The sequence below is a fragment of the Candidatus Dormiibacterota bacterium genome (assembly GCA_036495095.1).
In the GTDB taxonomy this organism is placed as follows: domain Bacteria; phylum Chloroflexota; class Dormibacteria; order Aeolococcales; family Aeolococcaceae; genus CF-96.
Map to the genome: position 1 here is coordinate 52,184 of DASXNK010000159.1, position 24,616 is coordinate 76,799.

27 protein-coding genes and 1 tRNA gene are annotated in these 24,616 nt (G+C 74.3%); 13 read left to right on the forward strand and 15 right to left on the reverse strand.

All coding sequences use genetic code 11. From position 1 onward, the window contains the following. The 3 genes from VGL20_16285 to queG are packed head-to-tail and all read right to left on the reverse strand — an operon-like array spanning window position 1 to window position 3,000. Window positions 1–831, reverse strand: a complete 831-nt coding sequence (locus VGL20_16285) for a 2,3,4,5-tetrahydropyridine-2,6-dicarboxylate N-succinyltransferase (protein HEY2705241.1) — start codon at window positions 829–831, stop codon at window positions 1–3. After that, window positions 828–1,898 carry a succinyl-diaminopimelate desuccinylase gene (dapE, locus tag VGL20_16290; GenBank protein HEY2705242.1) on the reverse strand — a complete coding sequence of 357 codons (1,071 nt, stop codon included), beginning with the start codon at window positions 1,896–1,898 and terminating at the stop codon, window positions 828–830. Before dapE ends, VGL20_16285 begins: the two co-directional genes overlap by 4 nt. 16 nt (window positions 1,899–1,914) lie before the next feature. After that, window positions 1,915–3,000, reverse strand: a complete 1,086-nt coding sequence (queG, locus tag VGL20_16295; protein ID HEY2705243.1) for a tRNA epoxyqueuosine(34) reductase QueG — start codon at window positions 2,998–3,000, stop codon at window positions 1,915–1,917. 456 nt (window positions 3,001–3,456) lie between these two features. On the opposite strand from queG, the gene VGL20_16300 reads away from it, so the two are divergent. From VGL20_16300 to VGL20_16310, 3 genes are all read left to right on the forward strand, one after another. After that, a complete protein-coding gene (locus VGL20_16300) occupies window positions 3,457–3,969 on the forward strand; it encodes an RpiB/LacA/LacB family sugar-phosphate isomerase (protein HEY2705244.1) in 513 nt (170 codons plus the stop codon). Further along, window positions 3,956–5,473 (forward strand): leucyl aminopeptidase, encoded by a 1,518-nt coding sequence (locus VGL20_16305; protein HEY2705245.1) that lies wholly within the window; start codon window positions 3,956–3,958, stop codon window positions 5,471–5,473. The genes VGL20_16300 and VGL20_16305 overlap by 14 nt, the downstream gene beginning before the upstream one ends. A gap of 113 nt (window positions 5,474–5,586) precedes the next feature. After that, complete coding sequence (locus tag VGL20_16310; protein HEY2705246.1) at window positions 5,587–5,754, forward strand: hypothetical protein; 168 nt, start codon at window positions 5,587–5,589, stop codon at window positions 5,752–5,754. A gap of 335 nt (window positions 5,755–6,089) precedes the next feature. Here VGL20_16310 and VGL20_16315 read toward each other — a convergent pair whose 3' ends face one another. The 10 genes from VGL20_16315 to VGL20_16360 form a co-directional block, all read right to left on the reverse strand. Then, complete coding sequence (locus tag VGL20_16315; GenBank protein ID HEY2705247.1) at window positions 6,090–8,240, reverse strand: DUF87 domain-containing protein; 2,151 nt, start codon at window positions 8,238–8,240, stop codon at window positions 6,090–6,092. After that, window positions 8,237–8,914, reverse strand: a complete 678-nt coding sequence (gene cpaB / locus VGL20_16320; GenBank protein HEY2705248.1) for a Flp pilus assembly protein CpaB — start codon at window positions 8,912–8,914, stop codon at window positions 8,237–8,239. Before cpaB ends, VGL20_16315 begins: the two co-directional genes overlap by 4 nt. Before the next feature lie 38 nt (window positions 8,915–8,952). After that, window positions 8,953–9,447 carry a pilus assembly protein TadG-related protein gene (locus VGL20_16325; protein ID HEY2705249.1) on the reverse strand — a complete coding sequence of 165 codons (495 nt, stop codon included), beginning with the start codon at window positions 9,445–9,447 and terminating at the stop codon, window positions 8,953–8,955. Continuing rightward, window positions 9,444–9,788, reverse strand: a complete 345-nt coding sequence (locus VGL20_16330; protein HEY2705250.1) for a hypothetical protein — start codon at window positions 9,786–9,788, stop codon at window positions 9,444–9,446. The genes VGL20_16325 and VGL20_16330 overlap by 4 nt, the downstream gene beginning before the upstream one ends. 47 nt (window positions 9,789–9,835) lie before the next feature. Beyond that, window positions 9,836–9,991, reverse strand: a complete 156-nt coding sequence (locus VGL20_16335; GenBank protein ID HEY2705251.1) for a hypothetical protein — start codon at window positions 9,989–9,991, stop codon at window positions 9,836–9,838. 51 nt (window positions 9,992–10,042) lie between these two features. Continuing rightward, on the reverse strand, window positions 10,043–10,945 hold the full coding sequence (locus VGL20_16340) for a type II secretion system F family protein (protein HEY2705252.1): 903 nt from the start codon (window positions 10,943–10,945) through the stop codon (window positions 10,043–10,045). Further along, on the reverse strand, window positions 10,942–11,814 hold the full coding sequence (locus VGL20_16345; protein ID HEY2705253.1) for a hypothetical protein: 873 nt from the start codon (window positions 11,812–11,814) through the stop codon (window positions 10,942–10,944). Before VGL20_16345 ends, VGL20_16340 begins: the two co-directional genes overlap by 4 nt. Beyond that, window positions 11,802–13,142, reverse strand: a complete 1,341-nt coding sequence (locus tag VGL20_16350; GenBank protein ID HEY2705254.1) for an ATPase, T2SS/T4P/T4SS family — start codon at window positions 13,140–13,142, stop codon at window positions 11,802–11,804. Before VGL20_16350 ends, VGL20_16345 begins: the two co-directional genes overlap by 13 nt. A 7-nt stretch (window positions 13,143–13,149) precedes the next feature. Next, window positions 13,150–14,727 carry a hypothetical protein gene (locus VGL20_16355; protein HEY2705255.1) on the reverse strand — a complete coding sequence of 526 codons (1,578 nt, stop codon included), beginning with the start codon at window positions 14,725–14,727 and terminating at the stop codon, window positions 13,150–13,152. 572 nt (window positions 14,728–15,299) lie between these two features. Continuing rightward, window positions 15,300–16,145, reverse strand: a complete 846-nt coding sequence (locus VGL20_16360; GenBank protein HEY2705256.1) for an SRPBCC family protein — start codon at window positions 16,143–16,145, stop codon at window positions 15,300–15,302. A gap of 52 nt (window positions 16,146–16,197) precedes the next feature. On the opposite strand from VGL20_16360, the gene VGL20_16365 reads away from it, so the two are divergent. After that, on the forward strand, window positions 16,198–17,745 hold the full coding sequence (locus VGL20_16365; GenBank protein ID HEY2705257.1) for a trehalose-6-phosphate synthase: 1,548 nt from the start codon (window positions 16,198–16,200) through the stop codon (window positions 17,743–17,745). 5 nt (window positions 17,746–17,750) lie between these two features. After that, on the forward strand, window positions 17,751–18,611 hold the full coding sequence (locus tag VGL20_16370) for a trehalose-phosphatase (protein ID HEY2705258.1): 861 nt from the start codon (window positions 17,751–17,753) through the stop codon (window positions 18,609–18,611). 29 nt (window positions 18,612–18,640) lie between these two features. Here VGL20_16370 and VGL20_16375 read toward each other — a convergent pair whose 3' ends face one another. After that, on the reverse strand, window positions 18,641–18,805 hold the full coding sequence (locus tag VGL20_16375; GenBank protein ID HEY2705259.1) for a hypothetical protein: 165 nt from the start codon (window positions 18,803–18,805) through the stop codon (window positions 18,641–18,643). Window positions 18,806–19,087: 282 nt separating this feature from the next. Here VGL20_16375 and VGL20_16380 point away from each other — a divergent pair, with 282 nt between their 5' ends. The 6 genes from VGL20_16380 (at window position 19,088) to VGL20_16405 (ending at window position 23,334) form a co-directional block, all read left to right on the forward strand. Next, on the forward strand, window positions 19,088–19,414 hold the full coding sequence (locus VGL20_16380) for a MerR family transcriptional regulator (protein ID HEY2705260.1): 327 nt from the start codon (window positions 19,088–19,090) through the stop codon (window positions 19,412–19,414). A gap of 167 nt (window positions 19,415–19,581) precedes the next feature. Next, the gene (locus tag VGL20_16385) at window positions 19,582–19,962 is read left to right on the forward strand and encodes a response regulator (protein HEY2705261.1); all 381 of its coding nucleotides are present in this window, start codon (window positions 19,582–19,584) and stop codon (window positions 19,960–19,962) included. Between the two features lie 5 nt (window positions 19,963–19,967). Next, entirely contained in the window at window positions 19,968–20,321 is a 354-nt protein-coding gene (locus VGL20_16390) for a MerR family transcriptional regulator (protein ID HEY2705262.1), read from the forward strand. A 9-nt stretch (window positions 20,322–20,330) separates the two neighbouring features. Then, window positions 20,331–20,750, forward strand: coding sequence for a phage holin family protein (locus VGL20_16395; GenBank protein HEY2705263.1), 420 nt, complete (start codon window positions 20,331–20,333; stop codon window positions 20,748–20,750). After that, window positions 20,705–21,163, forward strand: a complete 459-nt coding sequence (locus VGL20_16400; GenBank protein ID HEY2705264.1) for a hypothetical protein — start codon at window positions 20,705–20,707, stop codon at window positions 21,161–21,163. The genes VGL20_16395 and VGL20_16400 overlap by 46 nt, the downstream gene beginning before the upstream one ends. 44 nt (window positions 21,164–21,207) lie before the next feature. Next, window positions 21,208–23,334: a transglycosylase domain-containing protein gene (locus VGL20_16405; protein ID HEY2705265.1), complete on the forward strand. Its 2,127-nt coding sequence runs from the start codon at window positions 21,208–21,210 to the stop codon at window positions 23,332–23,334. Window positions 23,335–23,350: 16 nt separating this feature from the next. On the opposite strand, the gene VGL20_16410 is transcribed toward VGL20_16405, so the two are convergent. Beyond that, window positions 23,351–23,680, reverse strand: a complete 330-nt coding sequence (locus VGL20_16410) for a hypothetical protein (protein ID HEY2705266.1) — start codon at window positions 23,678–23,680, stop codon at window positions 23,351–23,353. A 99-nt stretch (window positions 23,681–23,779) separates the two neighbouring features. Here VGL20_16410 and VGL20_16415 point away from each other — a divergent pair. Further along, window positions 23,780–23,854: transfer RNA gene (locus VGL20_16415), tRNA-Gln, on the forward strand. A 41-nt stretch (window positions 23,855–23,895) separates the two neighbouring features. Next, entirely contained in the window at window positions 23,896–24,555 is a 660-nt protein-coding gene (locus VGL20_16420; GenBank protein HEY2705267.1) for a hypothetical protein, read from the forward strand. Window positions 24,556–24,616: the final 61 nt, after the last annotated feature.

Genomic DNA, 24,616 nt, shown 5'->3' on the forward strand with positions numbered 1-24,616 from the left:
CTAGGAGCCCGCGCTGAGCCCGTGCTCGCGGAGCGCGTCGTTGAGACTCACCTTCAGGTCGGTGGCGGGGCTGCGGCGGCCGATGATCAGCGCCACCGGGGTGCCGTACTCGCCGGCCGGGAAGCGCTTCGGCCGGGTGCCGGGGATCACCACGGCGCCGGCCGGCACCCGGCCGCGGTGCTCGACCGGCTCGGGTCCGGTGACGTCGAGGATCGGCGTCGAGGCGGTGAGCACCACCCCGGCGCCGAGCACGGCGCGCTCCTCCACCACCACGCCCTCGACGACGATGCAGCGCGAGCCGATGAAGGCGCCGTCCTCGACGATCACCGGGGTGGCCTGCAGGGGCTCGAGAACGCCGCCGATGCCGACCCCGCCGGAGAGGTGGACGTCGTCGCCGACCTGGGCGCAGGAGCCCACCGTCGCCCAGGTGTCGACCATGGTGCGCGCTCCCACCCGGGCGCCGATGTTCACGTAGCTCGGCATCATCACCACCCCGGGCGAGAGGTGGCAGCCGTGGCGGGCGACCGCGGGCGGCACCACCCGCACCCCGAGCTGCGCGTAGCCGCGCTTCAGGGCGATCTTGTCCGAGTACTCGAAGACGCCGGCCTCCATCCGCTCCACCGGGCGCAGCCGGAAGTAGAGGAGGATGGCCTTCTTCACCCACTCGTGCACCGTCCACACGCCCTCCTCCTTGGAGGCGACCCGGATCGCGCCGGAGTCGAGCAGCTCGATCGCCTCCTCGACGGCGGCGACGGTGGTGGGGTCGGCGAGAGGGGTGGTTCCCTCCCAGGCGGCCTCGATGCGCTCCTGCAGCGGGTGGGTGCTGATCATCGGTCCTCGAATGCGAAGCGCCGCAGGGTGTCGAAGGCGCGCACCAGGCTGGCGACCTCGACCCGCTCGTCGGCGCGGTGGGCGTGGGCGGTCGAGCCGGGACCGTAGTTCACCGCCGCGATGCCCTGCTCGGCGAACTCCGCCACCGGCGTCCACGCCTGCTTGGGTTGCACCGCCAGATCACCGGCGTCGCGCAGCCGGGTGCAGAGCTCGTGGTCGGCGACCACCGGCGCCGGCCCGGAGTTGGAGAGCACCCGCAGCTCGCCGTCGGTCACCAGCTCGCGGATCCGCGCCTCCGCCTCTGCGGGGGTGCGGTCGGGGGCGTAGCGGAAGTTGATCCGGCAGGTGGCCAGATCCGGGATGACGTTGTCGGCGATGCCCGCGGAGATCCGCACCACCGACAGCACCTCGCGGTACTCCAGCCCCTGGATCACCACCGGCCGCGGCTCCAGCGCGGCGACGGCGGCGAGGCCCCGCACCGCGGCGTGCACCGCGTTCACCCCGAGCCAGGGCCGGGCGGAGTGGGCGCTGCGTCCCTCGAAGCGGACCTCGGCGGTGAGGTTGCCGAGGCAGCCCACCTGCAGGGTGTTGTCGGTGGGCTCCATGACCACCGCGAGCTCGGTCTCGCCGAGCACCGGCAGCCGCGCCAGCAGCGGGCGCAGCGCGCTCTGGGCGGAGGGCAGCTCCTCCCGGCCGAAGAGCAGGAACCCGAGGTCGACGGCCCGCTCCGGGCGGGTGCGGTCGGCCCAGAGGGCGAGCTCGATGATCACCGCGCAGGCGCCCTTCATGTCCGAGGTGCCGAGGCCGACGACGGCGCCGTCCTCGTGACGCCCGGGGCGGTTGCCCTGGGCCGGGACGGTGTCGAGGTGGCCGGCGAGCACCACCAGCGGGCGCCCGCTGCGCGGCGGCACCAGCAGCAGCCCGTCGCCGTCGGCGTGCACCTCGCCCTCGACCCCGCCGAGGACGGCGGCGACGTGCTCGAGGATGCGCGCCTCGTCGCCGCTCTCGGAGGCGATGTCGACCAGCTCCAGGGTGCGCTCGGCGAGCCGCCGGTCGAGACCGTCCATGCCGGGATTGTGCCAGTCAGACGGCCTGGAGCCGGGCCACCGCCCAGCTCGCCGCCTCGCGCACCACCGGGTCGGGGTCGGCGTCCGCCGCCCGCCGCAGCGGCGCCAGCGCCCCGGGATCGCCGGCGTTGCCGAGGGCGATGGCGGCGTTGCGGGCCAGCCCGGCACGCCCGGTGCGCCAGACCGCGGTGCGGCGGAAGCGCCGCCGGAACTCCTCGTCGTCGAGCTCGAGGCACTCGACGAGATCGGGGTGCGGCACCGGGCCGGTCGCGGTCGAGGGCGCGCCCGCCTCCAGCCCGGCCGGGGCCAGGCGCGCGTTCACCGGGCAGGCCTCCTGGCAGAGGTCGCAGCCGAACGCCCAGGTGCCGATCAGCGGCCGCAGCTCGACCGGGATCGACCCACGGTGCTCGATGGTCAGGTAGCTGATGCAGCGCCGGGAGTCGATCACCCCGGGGGCGGTGATCGCCCCGGTGGGGCAGGCGGGCAGGCAGGCGCCGCAGTGCCCGCATCCCCGCCGCGACCGCGGGGTGGGCGGCAGCGGCAGCGAGAGCAGCACCTCGGCGAGGAGGACGTACGACCCCGCCTCGCGGGTGATGAGGCACGCGTTCTTGCCCGCGAAGCCGATCCCGGCGCGCTCGGCGACGGCCCGGTCGATGGCCCAGCCATGGTCGACGAAACGGTGGGCGCGCAGCTCGCCGGCGCGCTCGCGCAGCCAGGCGACGAGGCCGTCGCAGGCGGTGGCGAGATGGTCGTGGTAGTCGACCGCGCCGCCCCCGGGGCCGGTCAGGCAGGCGTAGGCGGCGACCCGGCCGCGGGGACGTCCCGGCGCCGCCGGTGCGGGTGGCGGCGGGGCGGCGGGGGGGTAGGGCCAGGCGAGGGCGAGCAGCGACCGTGCCCAGGGATGGCGGCGGCCGAGGTCGGTGGAGGCCTCGACCCGCTCCGGCGAGTACCAGGTCATCCCCGCCATCCGTCCCTCGTCGATGGCCCGCAGGGCGCGGGCGCGGATCCGGCGGAAGGGGCGCACCGAGGCGATCCCGGCGCTGCTGAAGCCCCGTGCCCGCGCCTCGTCGAGGAGCTGGTCACGGAGCGCGTCGCGGTCCATGCGGGGATTGTGCTCGCTCGCCCCTTTCCACAGCCCCGGCCGCCCAATGTGGAAAACGGGGATGGAGATGTGGAAAACATGTGGTTAAAGTCGTGGATGGGTGATTGACAGACCGGTCGGAAGGCACCATCCTGGGCCCCGGCGCGCGTCAACATGTGTCAACCCCGTGCGCCGCGGAGCCGACCGCCGGTATTGGGGAGAGCAGCGTGGTGGACCGTGTTCGGCCGAGCGGGCGCGACGTCTCCTTCTCGTCGTCGCGCCCCGGGTCCGGCTCCACCCGTCCCCCGGTCATCCACGGCACCCTGGTGCTCCCCGCCGGCGCCCGAGCTGCGCCGGCACCGTGCCCGGAGCCGGGCCCGCGACCCGCGGCACGGTAGATCAGGTCGCCGGCCCTGCGAGCGGGCCGGCGGCCCCCCGGGGCGGGTGGACACGAGTGGACGGCGTACCATCCCTGGCGTGGCAGAGCAGCAGGAGGCGCCGCGCGCGCGGCGCGTCGTCATCGGCAGCGACATGCGCCACCCGGTGTCGGAGGAGCTGGCCCTCCACCTCGAGGAGCGCGGTCTGCGGGTGGTGCGCTGCGGCGCCGTCGGCGCGCCCGACACCCCCTGGCCGGAGGTCGCCGAGCAGGTCGGGCGGCTGGTCGCCCAGGGTGCGGTCGACACCGGGATCGTCTGCTGCTGGACGGGCACGGGGGTGAGCATCGCCGCCAACAAGGTCCCCGGGGTGCGGGCGGCGCTGTGCGGCGACGCGCAGACCGCGCGCGGGGCGCGGCGCTGGAACGACGCCAACGTCCTTGCGCTCTCGCTGCGCGCCACCAGCGTGGCGGTCGCGGAGGAGATCGTCGACGCCTGGTTCGAGCCGACCAACCCCGACCCCGACGAGGCTGCCAACATCCGCGCCGTTGGAGAGATCGAGAGGCGGTACCGCGAGCGCGGGGCGCCATCAGGGAGCATGCATGCCGACCGTTGAGCTGAGCACACGTCCCCTCGCCGAGGCGGACGTCGACGCCGTGATCGTCACCGCCTTCGAGGACGGGCTGTCGCCCGCCGCGGAGGCGGCCGACGCCGCCCTCGACAACCTGCTCGCCGAGATGCGCGAGGCCCGCGAGTTCCGCGGACGCTTCGCCGAGCGCCCGGTGATCCACACCCTCGGCCGGCTGCCGGCGCGGCGGCTGCTGGTGCTGGGCCTGGGGCGGCGCGACCAGCTCGACTCCTTCCGGCTGCACAACGCCTTCCAGTTCGCCGGCACCGCGCTCCGCAAGCAGGGGGTGCGCAGCGTCGCCGCCTACACCGACCCGACGGTGGTCGACGCCCTCGGCAACGGCCACGCCGCCCTGCCCGCCGACGTCGCCCGTGCGGTCGTCACCGGGCTGCTGCTCGGCAACTTCGAGGGCGACCTCAACAAGAGCGAGCGCGAGCCCAGCACCGTCATCGACACCATCCACCTCGCCGGTCTCGACGGCGACGCCGATGCCCTCGCTGCCGCGCTCGACGAGGCCCAGGTGCTCGCCGAGGCGTCGAACCGGGTGCGGACCTGGGCGGCCGCGCCGAGCAACACCCTCACCCCCCGGCTGCTCGCCGAGCAGGCGTCGGCGCTCTACGAGGGCACCGGCCTCGAGGTCGAGGTGCTGCAGCGCGCCGACCTCGAGCGCGAGGGCATGGGGGCGCTGCTCGGGGTCGCCCAGGGCAGTGACGAGCCACCGGTGATGATCGTGGTGCGCCACGACGGCGGCAGCCCCGACGGCCCCCGGCTGGCGCTGGTCGGCAAGGGCATCACCTTCGACACCGGCGGCATCTCGCTGAAGCCCGCCGCCGGGATGGAGATGATGAAGTGGGACATGGGCGGCGGCGCCGCGGTGCTGGCCGCGATGTGGGCGATCGCCCGCCTCGCCCCGCGCGCCAACGTCATCGGGGTGGTGCCCGCCACCGAGAACATGCCCGGGGGCCGCGCCTACAAGCCCGGCGACGTGCTGGTCTCGAAGAGCGGCAAGACCATCGAGGTCACCAACACCGACGCCGAGGGCAGGATCGTCCTCGCCGACGGACTCGCCAAGGCGCGCGAGCTCGGCGCCACCCACATCGTCGACGTCGCCACCCTGACCGGCGCCTGCGTGGTCGCCCTCGGCCACGTCTCCAGCGGCCTGATGACCAACCACCGCGACCTCGCGCAGATGGTGAAGGACGCCGCCGTCCGCGCCGGCGACCGCCTCGCCGAGCTTCCCCTGCACCCCGAGTACGACGTCGCCCTGCGCAGCGAGGTCGCCGACATGAAGAACGCCGCCGGGCGCGAGGCGGGGGCGATCACCGCCGCCGTCTTCCTGCGCGAGTTCGTCGGCGACATCCCGTGGGTGCACCTCGACATCGCGGGCGCGGTCTGGAACGACCAGGGGGACATGACCCCGATCCCCAAGGGCCCGAGCGGCACGCCGGTGCGCACCTTCGTCCACCTCGCGCGAGCGTTCGCCGAGCTCTAGGCGGGCCGCCGCGGGTACAGCGGGCGGACAATGGAGGCGCGTGCCGGCGGCGGGGCGGGCAGGCGGGTCGCCGGTCCCCGGCGGCCCTCCATCGTCCGAGACGGAGGCCGGGAATGAATCCCAAGCTGGTGGCGCTGTTCTATCTCCTCGCGCTGATCTGCTTCGTCGCCTCGGCCGGCGGCTACAGCCTGCAGAAGCGGTTCTCGCTCATCCCCGTCGGGCTCGCCCTGTGGCTGCTCCCGACCTTCTACGCGGCGCTGCAGGCGGCAGGCTGGATCTAGCCGGAGCAGTCCGCGACCGCCGTGGTGTCAACCCGCTCTGTGCGATGCGCAGTCAGCGGCTGCGGGTAGGGTCGCGCCCGGCAGTCGTCCGCCCCGACCGGGGCGGCGGCCATCCTTCTCTGGCTGTTCAGGGGTCCCTGCTCCACCCCCCACATTCCATGGCCGAGGCTCGTCCGTCGCTTCGTCCGGAGCAGGGACCCCGCCGCCGTGGCCCCGGCGCGGAGAAGCCCCGGCAGCACGGCGCTGCGCGGGGCTCCACCGAGGTGTCCCAGGGATGTCCTGAAGGGCGAAGGGTTGGTGTCCGTAGAACGCATGTTCGCCCCCGGACTTGCGGCTCAGCCGGCCGGCGGCGTGCCCCCGGTGAGCAGGGCGTGGTGGAGGGCCGGCTGCTCGACGTGGACGCCGAGGCGGCGGTCGCCGGCGAGCAGCAGGAAGTCGCCGCGGCCGGCCGACTCGAGATGGCGGCGCTGGGCGTCGGTGAGGCCGTATGCACCCTGCATCCGCGCGGTCTCGGCGCCGCGGTGGCCGCCGAGCAGGATGATCGAGGGGTTGGTGGCGACCACCGTGCCCTCCTCGGTGGCGAGCAGGTCGCCGGCGTTCTGGGTGGCGACCACGAGGGACACGCCGTACTTGCGGCAGCGGCGGGCGAGCTGGGTGAGCAGCCGGCGGAGCGGGGCGTGGGCGCAGAGCAGCCCGACCTCGTCGAAGAGGAGGTGGCGCTGCACCCGCTGCCGCCGTACCAGCGACCAGAGCCACTCGGCGACCACCAGGGTCGCCGCCGGCACCAGCTCCTCGCGGAGGTCGCGGAGGGAGACGCCGGCGACGGGCGCGTCGAGGCGCAGTGTGGTGGGGCGGTTGAAGAGCTCGCCGAGGCCACCGGTGCAGAAGCGGCCGAGCACGGTGGCGACCCGCGGGCAGGCGGAGCGCAGCGGAGGCAGGCAGTCGCCGAGCAGCGCCGGGCGCCGGCGGCCGCGGGCGCGGTCGAGCGCGGCGGTGGCGGCGGCGTCGACGTGGGCGCGCTCGACCTCGTCGAGGCTCTCGCCGCAGAGCACGTTGACGAGGTCGACCACCGCCGCCACCACCTCGGCGCGGCGGGCGGCCTCGCCGCCGTCGGCGTCGCCGGCCTCGAACACGTTGAGGGCGGCGCCGCATCCCGGGGCGAGGCGCAGATAGTCGCCGCCGAGGGCGCCGATCAGGGTCTCGTACTCGCCCTCGGGGTCGATCACCACGCTGCCCCGGCCGCGACCCGCCGCAGCCAGCACCAGGGCGCCCAGGGTGTAGCTCTTGCCCTGCCCCGACGCGGCGAGCACCGCGATGTTGGCGTTGGCGTGGTGGGCGGTGTCGAAGGGGTCGATGCGCACCGGCGCCGCGGTCGCCGTCGACCGTCCCAGCGGGTAGCCGTCGGGATCGTCGCAGCCCGCCTCCACCCAGGGGACGCAGCTCGCCAGCGCCGCGGAGTCGACCAGCTTGGCGCCACCGAGACGGTCGCGGCCCAGCGGCCAGGCGGTCATCGCGGCGTCGAGGTGCTCGAAGTCCGCCGGCTCGCACGACGCCAGGGTGGCGGCGAAGGCGGCACGGACCGCCTCGCCGGCGGGCTCGAGGTCGGCCGGTCCCGCCGCTCGGGCGACCCCGGTGACGCTGAGGCGCAGCGAGCGGCCCTGGTTGCGGGCCAGCCGCGCCCGCAGGTCGAGGGCGCCGTCGACCCCGGCGTCGACCCCGGCGTCGCCGAGCGCCTCGCGGTCGGCCTCGACGAGCTGGTCGGCGCGGAGATCGCGCAGCCGGCGGGAGAGCCGCGACATCGCCTCCGCCACCGGGGTGGGCTCGAGGTGGAGGGCGATGTCGCAGTCGGCGCGGGCGAGCAGGAGCGGCGCCAGCCAGCCCGGCTCCACGGCGGTGCCGGGGAGCCGGCGCAGCCGGAAGCCGCGCACCCAGACGGCGCCGCTCGACGCCTCCCGGCGGTGCGTCCGCCAGCCGGCGCCATCGCCGCCCCACGCCTCGCGCAGCCGCGCCGCCAGCGCCTCGCCCTCGAGCACCTCGGCCGCGGCGCCGGCGCCGGCGAGGGCCTCGAGCACCGCCGCGAGGGCGCGCTCGAGCTCGGCCCCGTCCCCTTCCACCGAGGGCACGAGCAGCAGCGAGCGGCGGAAGGCGGGGTGCCGCCGCAGGCTCTCCCGCCGGTGCTCCCGCTCGGCGGCGAGCAGGCGGGCGGCGTGCCCGGTCAGGGCTGCCGCCGCGGGCTCCGGGCCCTCCGGCTCGGTCCAGCGGCGCACCTGGACGAGGATCTGCAGGTGCGCGTCCAGGGTGCGGCAGAGGCGGGTGAAGGCGCCGGCGACGGCGGCGCGACGGCCCTCGTCGAGCGCGGTGACGTCGAAGTCGGAGGACCGCACCACCGCGCACTGGGTGCCGTCCTCACCGAGCACCCGGTATCCCCGGATGCGCACCGTCCCGCCGGCGCCGTCCCGCCAGCCGGCGCGCAGCGGCGTGATCACCCGCCGCCGCCGACGCGCAGCGCGAGGTAGAGCGCACCCGACCCCGCCGCGGCCGCGTACCGCCCCGTCTCCGAGGCGGGAACGGCGAGCACCACCGACCCCAGCCGGGCCACCCCGGCGCCGAGGCCGCGGGGCTCGTCGGGGTCGCCCGGCGACATCACCTGGCCCTGGTCGGTGCGCAGCTGGAGGACGAGCACGTCGCTGCCCAGCAGCGTCGCCGGTGCCGCGGGGTCGCCGGTGCCGGCGCCGGGGTGGGCCCCCGAGGGGGTGACGAAGACGTCGACCCGGTCGCCGGGGCTGAGCAGGCCTCCGACGGCGCCGGCGGGCTGCACCGGCAGCGCCACCGCCCGGTCGCCCTCGGGCACGGGGAGGCCGCCCGCCGCGCCGGCGCCGGAGCGCTCGGCGCGCAGCATCCGGGCCAGCACCGGCTCACCGGAGGCCAGCGGCCAGGCCACGTAGGCGCCGACCGCGGCCGCGCCGGCGGTCAGCGCGCCGGCGGGGACGCCGTCGCCGTGCATCCGGCGCTCCTCGACGTCGCCGGGACCCACCCGGGTGCCCGCTCGCAGGTCGTGGGTGGCCACCACCACCGCGACGGTCTGCTCGGCGCGGAGCGCGAGGGCGGCGGCGGCGAGGGCGAGCACGGCGAAGGCGGCCAGGTACAGGGTGCGTCTCATCTACATCTCCCAGCAATGCGGAGGGCCGGGGCGCCGGATCACCGGCCGGCCTCGCCGGCGCGGCGCAGATCGGCGCCGGAGACCACGGTCACGGTCACTGTCGCGGGCACCGCGGCGATGCGGAGCAGCCCGGTGCTCAGCGGCACCCGGACCCGCGCCTCGATCGAGGGCCGGAGCACCACCGCGCCGGGGGTGAACGGGTCGGCGGCCGGCACCTCCTCGATCACCGCCACCTCGGCGGCGGCGGCGACGTCGTCGGCGCCGACCCCGCCCAGCTCTCCCGCGAGCGGGCGCAGGGCGACGGCGAGCGCCTCCCGGAGCAGCGCCGAGGCGCGGCCGTGGTCGACCGCCGCGGCGGCGCCGGCGGAAGCCGCGCCCGACGCCGCGGTGATCGCCGCCTCGTCGACGGCGCTGCGCACCCGCTGGCGCTCCAGCTGCAGCGCGCCCGCCTGTACCGCGAGCAGCAGGGCGAGCAGCAGCACCGGGCCGAGCAGGACCGCGGCGAGCACCGCGGAGCCGTGCTGCCGCCTCACCGATTCACCTCGCCCCGGCCGACGGCGGTGGTGCCGACCTCGACGTCGCGCTCCAGCAGGAAGGGGACGCCGACGTGCTGCGGGCAGCGCACGGTGACCGCGACCGGCTCGTCGAGGCCGACCGTCGCGGCGGTCGCCGACACCGCGCACGAGCCGGGATCGATGCCGCCGCTGCGCAGCTCGCGCCGCACCCGGTCGAGCTGGGCCGGGCCGAAGCCGCCGGCGCTCGCCGCCGACCGCGCCCCGGCGGCGGCGGCGGCACGTGCGCCCAGGTCGGTGTGCACCATCGCCGCCAGCGAGAGGATCGACACCAGCACCGGGAGCAGCACCAGGGCGACCACGAGGATCGCCTGGAGGGTCTCCTGGCCGCGCTCCCGCGGCCTCCTCGTCAGTGCGCCAGCTGCGACACCAGGTCGCCGATCCGGTGCGCCAGGGCGGTGTTCCAGGCGAGCACGGCGGTGGCCAGCGTGCCCAGGATGATGGCCGCCCCGACCACCCACTCCAGCGTCGACTGTCCCGCCTGCGGCGATGGCATGGGTCGCATCCCAGGGTCCTCCAGGTGTCGTTGTTGTCGTCATCACTGTCTCGAACCGGCCTATCCGAAGGCGCGCAGGAAGATCCCGTAGAACAACGGGACCATGATCAGCAACATGAACTCCGGCAGGTAGACGAGCACCAGCACACCCACCAGGCGGGTGCCCACCCTCGACGCCTCGGCGGCGGCGCGGTTGCGCTGCTGCATCCGCACCACCGTCTGCTGGTCGCGGAGGATCCGCTCCAGCCCCGCCCCCTGCCGCTTGCCCTGGGCGACGGCGGCGGCGAAGAGCTCGACCTCCACCAGCCCGGTGCGCCGCGCCATCGCCTCCAGGGCGGCGTCGATCGGCATCCCCAGCCCGTACTCGCCGAGGGCGGTGCGCAGCTCGGCGGCGAGGAGGGTGGGCGCCGGTCCGGTCGCCTGCTGCGCGCTGATCAGGTGCAGCGCCTGCTCGAGGGGGATGCCGGCGCCGACGAAGGCGGTGAGCAGCCCGACGAGGTCGGGCAGCTCGCGCAGCAGCCGGCGGCCGCGGGCGGCGCGGCGGCGGGAGATCACCACGCTCGGGGCGACGAAGCCGGCGAAGATGAGCGCGGGCACGAGCAGCGACGCGGGCGGGAGCAGCAGGGCGAGCAGCACCCCGGCGGCCGCTCCGGCGGCCGCGCCGAGGAGCTTGAGCGCGACCACCTCGGCCGGCCCCAGCCGTACCGGGTCGATGCCGGCCCGGCGCAGGTCGTCGGCGCCGATCCCCGCCCACCGGGGCCGCACCCGGGCGGCGAGCGGCGCCGCCAGCGGGGCGAGCAGTCGCTGCCAGAGCGGCCGGCGCGACTGCTCGCGCAGCGCCACCTCGCGGGGGGAGAGGGTGCTGGCGCGGGCCAGCTCGACCGGCAGCGTGGCGGCCCGGTGGGGGCACAGGGCGGCGCCGAGGCAGCACACCGCGGCGGTGGCGAGGACCGCGGTGATCACGGCTCCACCCTCGACACCCGGAAGCTCAGCACCACCCCGAGCACCTCGAGGCAGACCGCGGCGGGGAGCAGCAGCAGCCGGCCGGTGAGGGTGTCGTCGAGCACCGCGAAGAAGTCGCGGTCGACCAGCCGGAGGTAGAGGAAGAGCCCGGGGACGATCGCGGCGAGCAGCCAGATCTGCAGCCGCTGCCCCGAGGTGCGGGCGTGCACCTCCTCCTGGACCTGGACGTTGAACTGCACCGTGGAGGAGACCTCGGTGAGCAGCCCCTGCGCCCGCGCCGCGGGGATGTGGTGGGCGATGCAGAGGGCGAGGTTGTCCCAGACCAGGGCGAGGTTGCGCCCCGCGGTGGCGGCGCGCACCTCGGCGATCGACCGCTCCAGCGGGACGTCGAGGTGGAACTGGGCGATGAGATGGCCGAGGTCGTCGCGGAGCCAGCGGTCGGTGACGCGCGTCCGCGCCTCGGTGAGCGCCTCCAGGTAGGTCCCCCCCGCGGCGAGCGCCGCGACCAGCACCTGGAGGAGCCGGGGCGCCTCCGCCTCGGTGCGGCGGCGCTGGGCACGCACCAGGGCGTCGAGGTAGAGGCGGGGCAGCGCCAGCCCGGCCACACTCGCACCCACCGCCACCACCGGGGAGCCCAGCAGCAGCCCGCCCAGGAGCAGCAGTGGCGGCGAGGCGAGGCAGGCGAGCGTGAAGGTGCGGGCGTCGACGGGGAGCCGGGCGGCGCGCAGCCGGCGGCGGTGCCGCTCCACGATCACCTCCAGCCACGACCGCCGCACCCCCGGTGCGGCGGCGGCCACGCCCACCGGGGCGCTCGCCAGCCCGAGCAGCAGCACCGCGGCCGCGGCGCAGAGGGCGATCACGAGATCCACCTGATCCCCTCCAGCTCGAGCTTGCGGGTCAGCCGGGGACCTGGGGCGTACCCGGCGACGGCGCGGAACACCGGCTCCCGGTCACCGCCGCGGTCCTCGGTGTCGGCGCAGAACACCGGCCGGAGGTCGTAGCCGCCATCGCCGTCGAGCCCGGCGAGCTCGCAGATCTCGAGGACGCAGCGCCGGCCGCCACGGAGCCGGGCGACCACCACCACCACGTCGAAGACCCGGGCGATGTAGCCGCGGATCTCGGCGGGGGAGAGCTGTCCGAAGCTCCGGCCCACCAGCAGCTCCAGCCGTCCCAGGGCGTCGGCGGCGGTGCCCGCGTGGATGGTGGTGGCGCTGCCCTCGTGGCCGGTGCTCAGCGCCTCGAGGGTGTGGTAGGCCTCGCGGCTGTTGCGGATCTCGCCGATGATCAGCCGGTCGGGACGCATGCGCAGCGCGTTCTGGACGAGATCGGCCACATCGAGCCGGCGGGCGCTGCTGTCCCTCCCCTCGAGCCGGTGCTCGTGGACGCACTCGAGCCGCACCCAGTGAGGGTTGGTGAGCTCGAGCTCGGCGGTGTCCTCGATGGTGATCACCCGCTCGTCGTCGGGGAAGCAGTCGACGATCGAGCGCAGCAGGGTGCTCTTGCCGGAGCCGGTGGCGCCGGCGACGAGCACGGTGGAGCGGGCCAGCGCGGCGATGCTCAGGTAGCGGGCCATGGTCTCGTCCATGCCCCGGAGGCTCACCCAGTCGAGGCCGCCACCGCTGTGCTCGGGAAGCAGGGTGAGCCGCAGGCGGTTGAACTTGCGGATGCACAGGGTCGGGCCGCCCACCGGCGCGCACACCGCGTTGGCCCGGCTGCCATCGACCATGCGCGCGTCGACCAGCGGCTTGTCGACGCTGATCTCGCGCCCCACCAGGGCGACGATCTTCGCGATCATCTGCTCGAGGTGGGCCTGGTCGCGGAAGCGGGCGCCGGTGCGCTGCAGCCGGCCCGACCGCTCGATGAACACCTCGTCCCAGCGGTTGACCAGGATGTCGGTGGTGAGCTGGTCGTCCATCAGCGGCTGCAGCGGCCCCAGCCCGGCGAGCTCGTCGAAGAGGTGGTCGACGTCGCCGTCCTCGACCGCGGCCTCCGGCCGGCTCTCCATCAGCACCCGGACGAGCGCCTCGCGGATCAGCCGCTCACGCCCGGCGACGTCGCTGAAAGGGTCGGCGAGGCCGGGCTCGAGCTGCAGGGTCAGCCGGCTGCGGACGGTCTGCAGCAGCTCGGCGTCGAGGATGGAGGACCGCGACGCCGCGGGCTGTGCGCGCCGGCGGTCCGGGGGGAGTCTCCCCGGCATCGGCGTGTCAGCCAACCCGGCGCCTCCCGAACAGGCGCAGCCTCCGGCGCGCCGCGGGCCCGGCGAGCGCCGGGTACACCTGGGCGGCGAGCCCGGCCAGCGCCTCGGCGGCGGGGCCGCCACCGCCGAGCGACGCGATCCGGTGGCCGTTCTCGGCCTCCTCGATGCGCGGGTCGAAGGGGATGGACGCGGCGATGCGGCCGCCGAGGTCGCCCATCACCTCGTCGAGGTCGACCCCGGGGCGGGCGCGGTTGACCACGTACTTCAGCTTCGCGCCGAGCCCGAGGCGGCGGAGCGCCTCGGTGGAGCGGTAGGCGTCCTGCACCCCGCTCGCGGTCGGGGTCAGCACCACGTAGATGTCGTGGGCGGCGCTGAGCACCCAGGTGGTCACCGCGCCGAGGTCGGCGCCGACGTCGAACACGATGAAGTGGGTGCCGTCGCACTCCAGCCGGTGCACGATCTCGGCGACCCGGGCGGGCTCGACCGCGGTGCCGCCGCTCAGCGGCTTGGGCGGCCCCAGCAGCGCCCTCGCCCCGGAACCGTGGGTGACCATGTGGCGGTCGAGCGCCCCCGGCCCCTGGTCGCCGCTGAGCAGGTAGTCCCAGAGCGTGGGCTGGGGGATGCCGAGGCGGACCGCCACGGTGGCGCTGCGCAGGTCGAGGTCGAGGAGGGCGATGCGCAGCGGCCGGGGGGCGGCGCCGGGAGTGGGGCGGTGACGGCCGCGGGCGGCGAGCAGGCAGGCGAGCTCGGTGGCCAGGGTGGTCCGGCCGGCGCCGCCGTTGAGCGAGAAGAAGGTGATCCGGCGGGTGGCGCCGACGAACACCGGGGCGAGCGCGTCCGCGGACGGAGCCGACGGCGGCTCCGCGCAGCCCTCGGCCACTCCGAGGTCGGAGGACGGCCGGCACAGCGGCACGATCGTGGCCGGCTCGGGCTCCTCCTCGTCCTCCTCCCCGGACGGCTCCTCGTCACCGCCGCCGGCGGCGGCCTCGGGGAGGAGCACGATCGGCGGCCGGCGCACCTCCACGGTGGCGCCGTCGTCGTCGACGCCGGACCGGGTCGCGGCCGGGGCGGGCCGCCGCCGCCGTCGCCGGGGCGGCGTGGGCGGCGGGGGCGGCGCCTCCTCCGGGGCGGTGACCGGCGCCTCCGCCACCTCGGGCTCCCCGACCCCCTCGCCGGGGGCGGCCTCGCACTGACGCCCGGGGGCGGTGTGGCGGAGCCACCTCGCCCAGGCCGGCTCCGGCTCGGCGGTCTCGGACCCGTCCGCCCCGTCGCCGGTCCCGTCGCCGCCGCTGGCCGCCAGCCACCCCGCTCCGCTCCGCGGGGTCGCGGCGAAGCGTGCGGCCAGCCAGCCCCAGCGCAGCAGCGAGCGCCCCTGGGGCCGCACCCAGCCCAGCGCCGCCGCCAGCAGGGCGACCAGCGCGGCCGCGGGCAGGCGCACCCCGGCGGGCGCCGGGCTGTGGACGATCGCCGAGGTGAGCAGCCCGCCGCCGACCACCGCGGAGAGCTCGGCCGCCTCGAGGCCGAGGGCGACGGTGTCCGGTCCGTCGAAGCCGTCGGCGAAATGGACAGCGTTCAGCGAGGCCATGGGGCGGCTCCCTCCCGAAGGCGGCGGCGTACACAAACAAAGCTGTGTTTCTTCTGCGACACTAGCATGCGGCCACCCGGGGCGCAAGCCGCGCCGCTCCGTCCGCCGCGACCGGTCGCGGCGTGGATCCCCCTCACCTCCCGCGGCGCCTGGAGAGCGGCGGGCATGCGCGTGTGACGTCCGACCCCCGTCGTTCCTTGCGCGAAACGCCGATCAGCCGCCGCGGCTCGTCTTGACGCAGTTATGACGCAGCGCGTATATTTGGTCCAGCTTCACCCGCGGCGCCACCGCGTCGGGCTGCACCCGCAGCCCCTCCACCCCCTGGTGGGACCGCAGGGCGCCCTGTATTCGAGGGTCTCTTCGACATGACCGACACCTCTCCCATCGGCACCGTGACTCGGCTCTCCGAGCGCGCCCTGGACGCCGCCGTCGGCGGGGCCAGCCTGGCCCTCGACGCGGTCGGCGACCAGGCCGCCGCCCGCCGTCGCGGCAGCCGCATCAACGCCAGGGTCGCCGACAACGTCGAGTCCACCGCGACCGACGTGGTCACCCTGCCCGAGCGAGTGCTCTTCTCAGGCCTCCGGGCGCTTCGCAGCCGCGCCGGGCGCTCGGACGTCACCGGGGTGGCGGCGCGCAACCTTCTTCTTCTCGTCCACCGTCCCGCCAGCGCCGGCGCCCGGGTCCTGGGCCGCATCGAGAAGGAGACGGCGCCGCCCACGCGCCGCGCCCGCCGTTCCACCACCACCGGTGCGACCGCCGTCCGCCGGACCGCGGCGACGGCCACCCGGCGCGCGACCACCGGCGTCCGCCGCGCCGCCGCCACCACCCGGAAGGCCGCGACCACCGGCACCACCGGCACCCGCCGGACCGGCGCCGGCCGCGCCCGCCGCACCGCCTAGGACTGACACCGCGGGGCGGCCGCCGGGCGCTCGTCGCTCGGTGCCGCCCCCCAGCGGGGCGCGGCGCACCACCGCCCGGGCTGCCGCCAGCTCGGTCAGGTTGGCGAGCGCCCGATCCAGCTCGGCGACGAGGCCGCGGCCGATCAGCCGGGTGACCACCGACCCCACCGGGGTCAGCAACCGGTCGGTGGCGAGGTCGGCGATCAGCCGGGTGCGGGTGCCCTCGCCGTGGACGGTGAAGCTCTGGCCCACCGCCATGCGCATGCCTCCGCCCTCCCACACGTAGGTGAGCGAGCGGCCGGCGCGCGCCGCCACCACGGTGCAGAGCGCGCTGATCACCAGCCCTCCGGGCAGGCGGTAGCGCACCCGGTACACGCTGTCGCGCAGCCGTGGCGCGGGCACCTCGACCTCGGCGCTGAGGTGCTCGATCCACCAGGCCGGGAGGTTGCGAAGGTCGGCCGCGACCCCGAAGAGGTCGGCGGGGCGGACGCCGGCGTCGGCGCTGGCTTCGACACGCACCCCGGTCATGCTACAGGGAGGCGGAGGCGCGCCCGCGGCCGGCTCCACTAGCATGGATCGCCGAGGGGCCACCGCCGGTGTCGGAGGACGCGCGCTGCTCGCCATCGAGGCCTACACCCGGCGCCTGCTGCGTCACGTGCAGCCGGTCATCGTCGCCAACCGCGCGCCCCTCACCCTGCAGCGCGCCGACGCCTTCCGCGGCACCGAGGAGCGCCTGGTCCGGGGTGCGGGAGGGCTGGTCACCGCGATGGGCTCGCTGGCCACCGCCACCGACGCGGTCTGGGTGGCCGCGGCCCGCACCGACGAGGACCGCATCCTCGCCGGCCGCGCCGGCAAGGACGGCACCGTGCGCCTCACCACCGAGGACGACACCTCCTACCGCGTCGCCTTCGTCGACGCCGACCCCGAGGCCTACGACCTCTACTACAGCGTCTTCAGCAACCCGCTGCTCTGGTTCATCCAGCACTACCTCTGGGACCTCAGCCGCGAGCCCATCGTCGACGCCACCACCGAGCGTGCCTGGCGCGACGGCTACCTGCACGTCAACCGCCTCTTCGCCGACCGGGTGGTGGAGGAGGGACGGCGCTCCGACGTGCCGCTGCTCGTGCTGGTGCAGGACTACCAGCTCTACTGCGTGCCCCAGATGGTCCGCGCCGGCCTCCCCAAGGTGCGGCTCCAGCAGTTCGTCCACATCCCCTGGCCGACGCCGCAGTACTGGAAGATCCTGCCCCGGCGGATCCGCGACGGCATCACCCTGGGCATCCTCGGCAACGACATCATCGGCTTCCAGACCTCGCGCGACGTGCGCAACTTCCTGCTCACCTGCGAGGAGAACCTCGGTCTCGCGGTCGACCACCGCGAGCGCACCGTGTTCCACGAGGGGCGGGCGATCTGGGTGCGCCACTACCCGATCAGCATCGACGTCGGCGAGTTCGAGGGGCTCCTCGAGCATCCCGCGGTGCTCGCCGAGGAGGACAGGATCGCCGCCTGGCGGCCCGAGCACCTCATCCTGCGGGTCGACCGCACCGACCTGTCGAAGAACGTGGTGCGCGGCTTCGTCGCCTACGAGCGGATGCTCGAGGCCCACCCCGAGCTCCACGAGCGCGTCCAGTTCTGGGCGCTGCTCCAGGAGTCGCGCCAGGACATCGACGACTACCGCGCCTACCTGGGCAGCATCGTCGGGGTCTGCGCGCGGATCAATCGGCGCTTCGGGCGCCGGGGCTGGATGCCGATCCGGCTGGAGATCGAGAACAACTTCCACAAGGCGGTGGCCGCCTACAAGTCGTTCGACGTGCTCCTCGTCAACCCGATCTACGACGGCATGAACCTGGTCGCCAAGGAGGGCATCCTCTGCAACCGTCGCAACGGGGTGCTGGTGCTGAGCGAGAACGCGGGGTCGCACGAGGAGCTCGGCGAGCTGGCCGTCACCGTCAACCCCTTCGACGTCGATGAGACCGCCGAGGCGCTCTACCTCAGCCTGCGCATGGACGAGTCGGAGCGGGCGGCCCGCGGCGAGCGGATCCGCGAGACGGTGCGGGCGAACGACATCACCCGCTGGATCACGTCCCAGCTGCAGGACCTCCGCGAGCTCATCGCCTGACCACCATGGGGCGCGCCCGCATCACCTCCCCCGATCGCCTCGCCGCGGAGCTGGTCCGCGGCGCCGTCGACGCCGGCGGGCTGCTGGTGTGCACCGACTTCGACGGCTCGCTGGCGCCGATCGTCCAGCGCCCCGAGCAGGCGCGGGCGCTGCCACGGGCGCTGGCGGCGGTGGCCTGGCTCACCCGCGCGGGGGCCCGCGACGGGGTCGGAGCGCGCTGCCCGGTGGGCCTGGCCGTGGTCACCGGCCGGGACAGCGACGACGCCGCCCACCGCCTCGAGCTCGGCCCCGAGGGGGTGGCCTCCGGGAACCTGGGGCTCGAGCGCTGGTCCGGGGGGCGGGTCGAGCTGGAGGAGGGGGTCGAGGACTGGCTGCCGGCGCTCGCCGCCGCCACCGCCGAGCTCGAGGCGGCCCTGGAGGCCGGCCGGCTGCCCGGCGCCCGGCTGGAGCGCAAGCGCTGCTCGGCCGTCATCCACACCCGTGGCCTGGGGTCGGCCGCAGAGGCCGAGGCGCTCGAGCTGGCGACGGCGGTCGCCGGCACCTGCGGGCTGACCGTGACCACCGGCAAGCGCGCCGCCGAGGTGCGGGTGCCCGTGGGCCGGGACAAGGGCAGCGCGGTGGCCGACCTCCGGGCCGCGGGGTGGGAGGCGGCGGCACTCTGCGCCGCCGGGGACGACGGCGGCGACATCCCGATGCTCCGGATCGCCTGCGCGGCGGCTCCGCTCGGCACCGCCGTGGCCGTCGCCGACGCGGAGGTTCCGGCCGAGGTGCTCGCCGCGGCCGCCCACACCGTGGACGGTCCCTGGGCATGGGCCCAGGCCCTCGAGCTGCTGGTGGAGGGCCTCCGCCGCCGCGAGCCGGCCTGAGCCGGGGGGCGGCTCAGGCGCTCAGCGGCTCAGTGCGACAGTCCCGCGAGCCCGGCGATGGCGAGCCACGACACCAGGGCACCGAAACCCAGCCAGAGCGCGACGACACCCCGATCTCCGAAACGACCGGCGCGGCGACGCTTCAGATAGCGCTCGCGGGTCGCCAGCGAGGCCCGCCCATCGGGCTGGATCATTCGCACTCCTCCTGTGAATGTCGCGAGGACGGGTCTGCGCCTGGACCCCCGGTCGCGAAGCTGCGTCCGTACCTCCGACGAGGCTTCAAACGGCAGCCGCCCGGCCTGGGTTACGGCCCGGGGGCGCCGGCCCTCGAGCTCCACCCTCCTTCCGAGGGGGTGACTCACAACAGGGGTGGGGCACTGTCTCCTGAGACCCGTATACTCACACCAACCGGTCGCCGGGCCGGATCGGATGATCGCGGTCGGCACATGCTCGGTGGACCGGCCGGAGGAGGACTCGTGAGCGTCGCTCCGGCGCCGGTCGGGCTGGACAAGCCCATCTACACGATCAGCGTGGCCTCGGAGATCCTGGAGACCCATCCCCGGACGCTGATGATGTACGAGCACCTGAACCTGATCGTGCCGTACCGGACGAGCACCAACCGCCGTCGGTACTCGCAGCGCGACATCCTCGCCCTCCAGGCCATCCAGCGACTCACCCGGCAGCATGGGCTCAACCTCAACGGGGCGCGGTACGTCATCCAGTGCCTGCGCCTGCTCGACGAGCACGACATCAAGCGGCCACCTCACCTCGACGAGCTCGACGTGAGCGAGGTGCGCCTCTAGGCCTGCGGGGGCGGGCCCTCGCCAATCGGGCGGAGGATACCGCCTACCACTCCTGTTGGGTTACCCTAGCGGATAACTATACAGTTGTGGTCCCGGGGGACGTGGAGGCTATACTGCCGCTGCCGTGCGACGGGACTGGGTCCCGCCCGCCATCCGGGGAGGTTCGTGTGGACAACGAGGTCATCGACGTCCTGCTCATCGAGGACGATCCGGCGGTGCTGGAGATGTACCGGATGAAGCTCTCCCTGGACGGCTACCGGGTCAACGTGGCCATCGACGGCGAGGACGGGCTGACCCGCGCCAAGGAGCTCCTCCCCGACATCATCTTCCTCGACATCCGGCTCCCCAAGAAGGACGGGTTCGAGGTGCTGCAGGCGCTCCGGCAGGATCCGGAGACCGCGGCGATCCCGGTGATCATGCTCAGCAACTACGGCGAGAAGGAGCTGGTCGACCGCGGCCTCAAGCTCGGCGCCCACGAGTTCCTGATCAAGGCCCACACCACCCCGAGCTCCCTCTCCGAGGGGATCGGCGAGTGGCTGAGGGAGTGAGCTCGATGAGTGCCAGAGATGGGTTGCCGGAGCGGGGCCCACGCGAGCTGAACCTCTCGCTGGACAAGCCGATCTACACGATCAGCGTGGCCTCGGAGATCCTCGAGACCCATCCTCGGACACTGATGATGTACGAGAACATGGGGCTGGTGGTGCCGCAACGGACCTCCACCAACCGGCGCAGGTTCTCCCAGCGTGACATCCAGAAGTTGCAGACCATCCAGAACCTCACCCGCAACCACGGGGTCAACCTCAACGGCGTCCGCTACGTGCTCCAGCTGCTCAAGCTGCTCCATGAGCACGGCGTCCAGCCGCCCGAGGGCCTGCGCGACATCGACGTGTCGCAGCTGAACGTCTAGGGGAACGGGGTGGCGGCACGCGTCCAGGACGACGAGGATCTCGGCGCGCTCGTCCACCGCATCACCGAGGACACCACCCGTCTGGTCCGGCTCGAGATCGAGCTGGCCAAGGAGCAGGCGAAGGAGAGCGCCCTCCGCTCCCTGAAGGCCGGCGCCTTCCTCGGCGCCGCGCTCACCCTCGCACTCCTTGGCATGATCTACGCGCTGGGGGCGGTGCCGGAGGTCATCGGCTCCCTGCTCAACCACGAATGGCTCGGCTGGCTGATCTTCGGCCTCCTCCTCATCCTCGCCGGCGTCCTCTGCGGATACGTCGGGTACCGGCGGGTGAAGGCCACGGTGCGGAGCACCAAGGAGGCGGTCAGCGCGATCAAGGAGGATCTCGAGTGGGTGAAGGAACTGCCAAAGCGAGGCGTCGAGAGGTCGAGCTGACCCGGCAGGCGCTTGCCGAGGACGTCGAACGCTTCGCCCGCCGGGTCCGCGCCGAGCTCGACTGGAAGTCCCGGCTGCGCCGCGACGGCCCTCAGATCGTCGCCATCGCCGGCGCCGTCGCCGTGGTGCTCGTGGCCGGCCTGGTGCTGCGTCACCGCCTGCGATCCGGCGGCCAGGACGGCGACGACCTCCTCGAGGGCGCCACCGTCGACGACGTCGCCCGCGAGCTGCGGGCGCTGCGGGAGGACCTGGAGAAGCGCTTCGGCACCGCCTCGGGCGGCGGCATCCTCCAGAAGGTGGCGGTGGCCGCCGCCGGCTCGGCGGCGACCGCGGGAGGCAGGGTGGCCGCCGGCCGCCTGCTCGACAGGGTCGAGGCCGAGCGCCATGACAGCCTGGTCGGGAGCGCGTCCTGAGCCGGTCGGGTCGCGGGACCGGGGGACGGGGCGGGGAGCGGCGGGTGCGACCGGCGCCGCCGCCGCCGCGCCGGCGCCGCTCGGGCATGCGCACCGCCCCTCCGCCCGCCGTCGGGGGGCGCGGACCGGGCTGGTGGCGCCGCGTCCCCCCGCGCTGGCGGTTGGGGGTCCGGATCGCGCTCGCGCTGGTGGCGCTCCAGTGCCTCCTCCTCGGCGGCCTGGTGGCCTACGCCGCGCTGACCACCCCCAACGTCAGCTCGATCGGCCGGGCCACCGGGACCATCCGCATCTACGACCGCAACCACACGCTGATCAGCGAGGTGGGCCACGACGACATCAGCCGCACCTCGGTGACCCTCGACAGGGTCGCCCCGATCCTGCAGAAGGCGACGATCGCCGCCGAGGACCGGCAGTTCTACCAGGAGGGCGCCTTCAACTTCGGCCGCATCGCCAAGGCGCTCTTCGTCGACGTCATCGCCCGGCACCCGACCCAGGGGGCGAGCACGATCACCCAGCAGCTCGCCAAGCTCGCCTTCTTCGGGTCGAACGCCGACAAGTCCCCGCTGCGCAAGCTCCGCGAGGCGCTGCTCGCCAACGAGATCGACCGCCGCTACAGCAAGGCGCAGATCCTCGAGAAGTACCTCAACATCATCTACTACGGTCACGGCGCCTACGGCATCCAGAACGCCGCCCGCACCTTCTTCAACAAGGACGCCTCCGCCCTCGACCTGGGTGAGGCGAGCCTGCTCGCGGGCCTGCCCCAGGCGCCCTCCTACTACGATCCCTTCCAGAACCCCACCGCCGCCTTCGCGCGCCAGCACTACGTGGTCTCCGCGCTGCTCGCCACCGGCGACATCACCGCGGCGCAGGCGGAGTCGGTCGATCCTCTTGCCGCCGATCCGGCGGTCGCCGCCCGCAACCAGCAGGCGCTCCGCGCCGACCTGAGCAAGAACCCGCAGAGCCCGGCGTTCGGCGGGGCGGCGCCGCACTTCGCCCAGTACGTGCGTGACAGCCTCCAGCAGCAGTTCGCCGACGACCCCGGGGTCACCGAGGGCGACCTCGAGGTCGACACCACCCTCGACCTGAACATCCAGAAGCAGGCCGACTCGGCGGTCGCGTCGGTGGCGAAACGCATCGCCCACAACGCCAACAACGCGGCGCTGCTGATGATCGACTCGACCACCGGCGACATCCTCGCCATGGCGGGCTCGGCGGACTTCGCCAACGACGCCATCGGCGGCCAGTTCAACGTGGTCACGGCCGAGCGGCGTCCCGGCTCGTCCTTCAAGCCCTACGTGTACGAGACCGGCTTCAAGAACGGCGCCCTCACCCCGTCGACGACGCTCCAGGACACCCGCGACGAGTCGGCGAGGCTCGGCGGCGTGAAGGACTTCGACGGCCAGTTCCTCGGCCCCATCAGCGCCGCGCGGGCGCTGCTGCTCTCACGCAACGTCCCCGCCGAGCAGGCGATGAACATCGCCGGGGTGCCGCAGGTGATCGACTTCGCGCACTCGCTGGGGATCACCAGCAACCTCGCCCCCAACGCGAACACCGCGATCGGGTCGTCGTCGGTGCGGATGATCGAGCACGCCGCCGGCTACGCGGCCTTCGCCAACGGCGGCCACAAGGTCTCCGCACGGGCGATCCGCAAGGTGATCTCGGGGCAGGACACCATCGTCGACGCCGGCGATCCCGGCCCCGGTCCGCAGGTGATGTCCGCGAACGAGGCGGGCATGGTGACCCGGATCCTGCGCGGCTACGCCGCCCAGTGGGGCCTGCCCTTCCGGCACCCCACCGCGGGCAAGTCGGGCACCACCGACAACTTCGTCGACGCCTGGTACATGGCCTACACCCCCGACTTCGTGGTCGCCACCTGGGCGGGCCACACCGAGGGCGACAACAGCTCGGAGATCGGCATGGACGGGGTCTTCGGAACCGCCGTGGCCAAGGCGATCACCGTGCCCTTCGTCAACGGCCTGCCGGCGAGCATGTTCAAGCACTCCTTCGACAGCGCATCGGGCACCCCCACGCCCGCGCCGACCCCGGTGGAGACGCCGACGCCGACCCCCGAGGCCACGCCGACACCGGAGCAGACGCCGACGCCGCTGCTGCCACTGCCGACCCTGGGCTCGACCGGAACACCGTCACCGCGCCCGTCGCCCACCCCCTGATCGGGACCACGGGGTTTTAGCGCTCGGTGAGCTCGCGGAGGTCGCCCTGCCAGTTCGAGAGGAAGCTGTGGAGGTCGAGGAGCTCGTCGCCGCCGATCGGCGCGGCCGCCTCGGGCCGGGGCTCGCTGAACAGCGGCGGCCCGGCGGGCTCCGCGGGAAGCTCGGCCTCGGTCTGGATGACGATCTGGAGCAGGTTCTCGTCGTTGCAGGAGGAGCAGGTCACCCGCACCAGGGCGCGGTTGCCCTGCTGCGCCAGCACCTTGATCCCACAGTCGGCCATGCTCTCGCCACACACCGGACAGCGGAACCGGCGCGCCTGCGATCGGAGCAGTTCGAGAAGGTTCATTACGGGGTCAGTATAGGTGCGCGCGCCGCTTGCGAAACCCCTCGTCGCTCCCTCGCCGGTGGGCCGTCACGCTTGGGCTAGACTCTCGGTTCGCTCCGCTGGGGAGTGGCCAAGTGGTAAGGCAGCTGACTCTGGATCAGCCAATCAGAGGTTCGAATCCTCTCTCCCCAGCCAGCGGAGCCTGATGGCGCCCGCCGTTCAGGAGAGCCATGACAGTGCCCGAGAACGACCGTCGGCCCCTCGGCGACTTCCACCTCGGCGCGGCCGTCCACTCCTCCGATGGCAAGCACATCGGCAGCCTCCACCGGCTGGTGGTCGATCGGGAGGGCTGGGACCCGCATCAGGTGATCGTGAAGGAGAGCGTTCGCTTCAACGGACACTATCTGGCGTTGTACGCCGGCCTGATGACGGACGAGCTCATCGTTCCCGTATCCGCCATCGCCCAGATGTCGCACGATCGTGTGGACCTCTCGCTCACCTCGAAGGAGGTGCGCCAGCTCCCGCCCTACCTCAGCTACAGCCTGGCTCCGCTGACGCCGAAGGAGGCGGCCCTCGATGACGTCAGCGTTGTGCTGGGAGCCGCACGCGTGGCGCCCGAGATCGAGACGGCCGACAAGGCAGAGCGCGACATCGAGCTCCGGCCCAACGAGAACGTGATGCTCGGCCACGATGGGCACAAGCTCGGTCACATCCGGGACGTCCTCTTCGACGAGGGGGAACTCGTGGGCGTTGTCGTCCATCCGGTGGGCTTCCTGGAGCAGGACGTCGTCGTTCAGGTCCGCTTCCTGGAGCGCAGCGACGACGGGGCGCTGTTCGTCCACATGACGCCGGACGACCTGAGGAATCTCCCACCGTTCCATCCCGCAGCGCAATAGATCCCTGCGCCGCCTCCTCGCGCTCGAGGCCTCACCGAGGCGGAGTTCTCGCCGGGTGAGC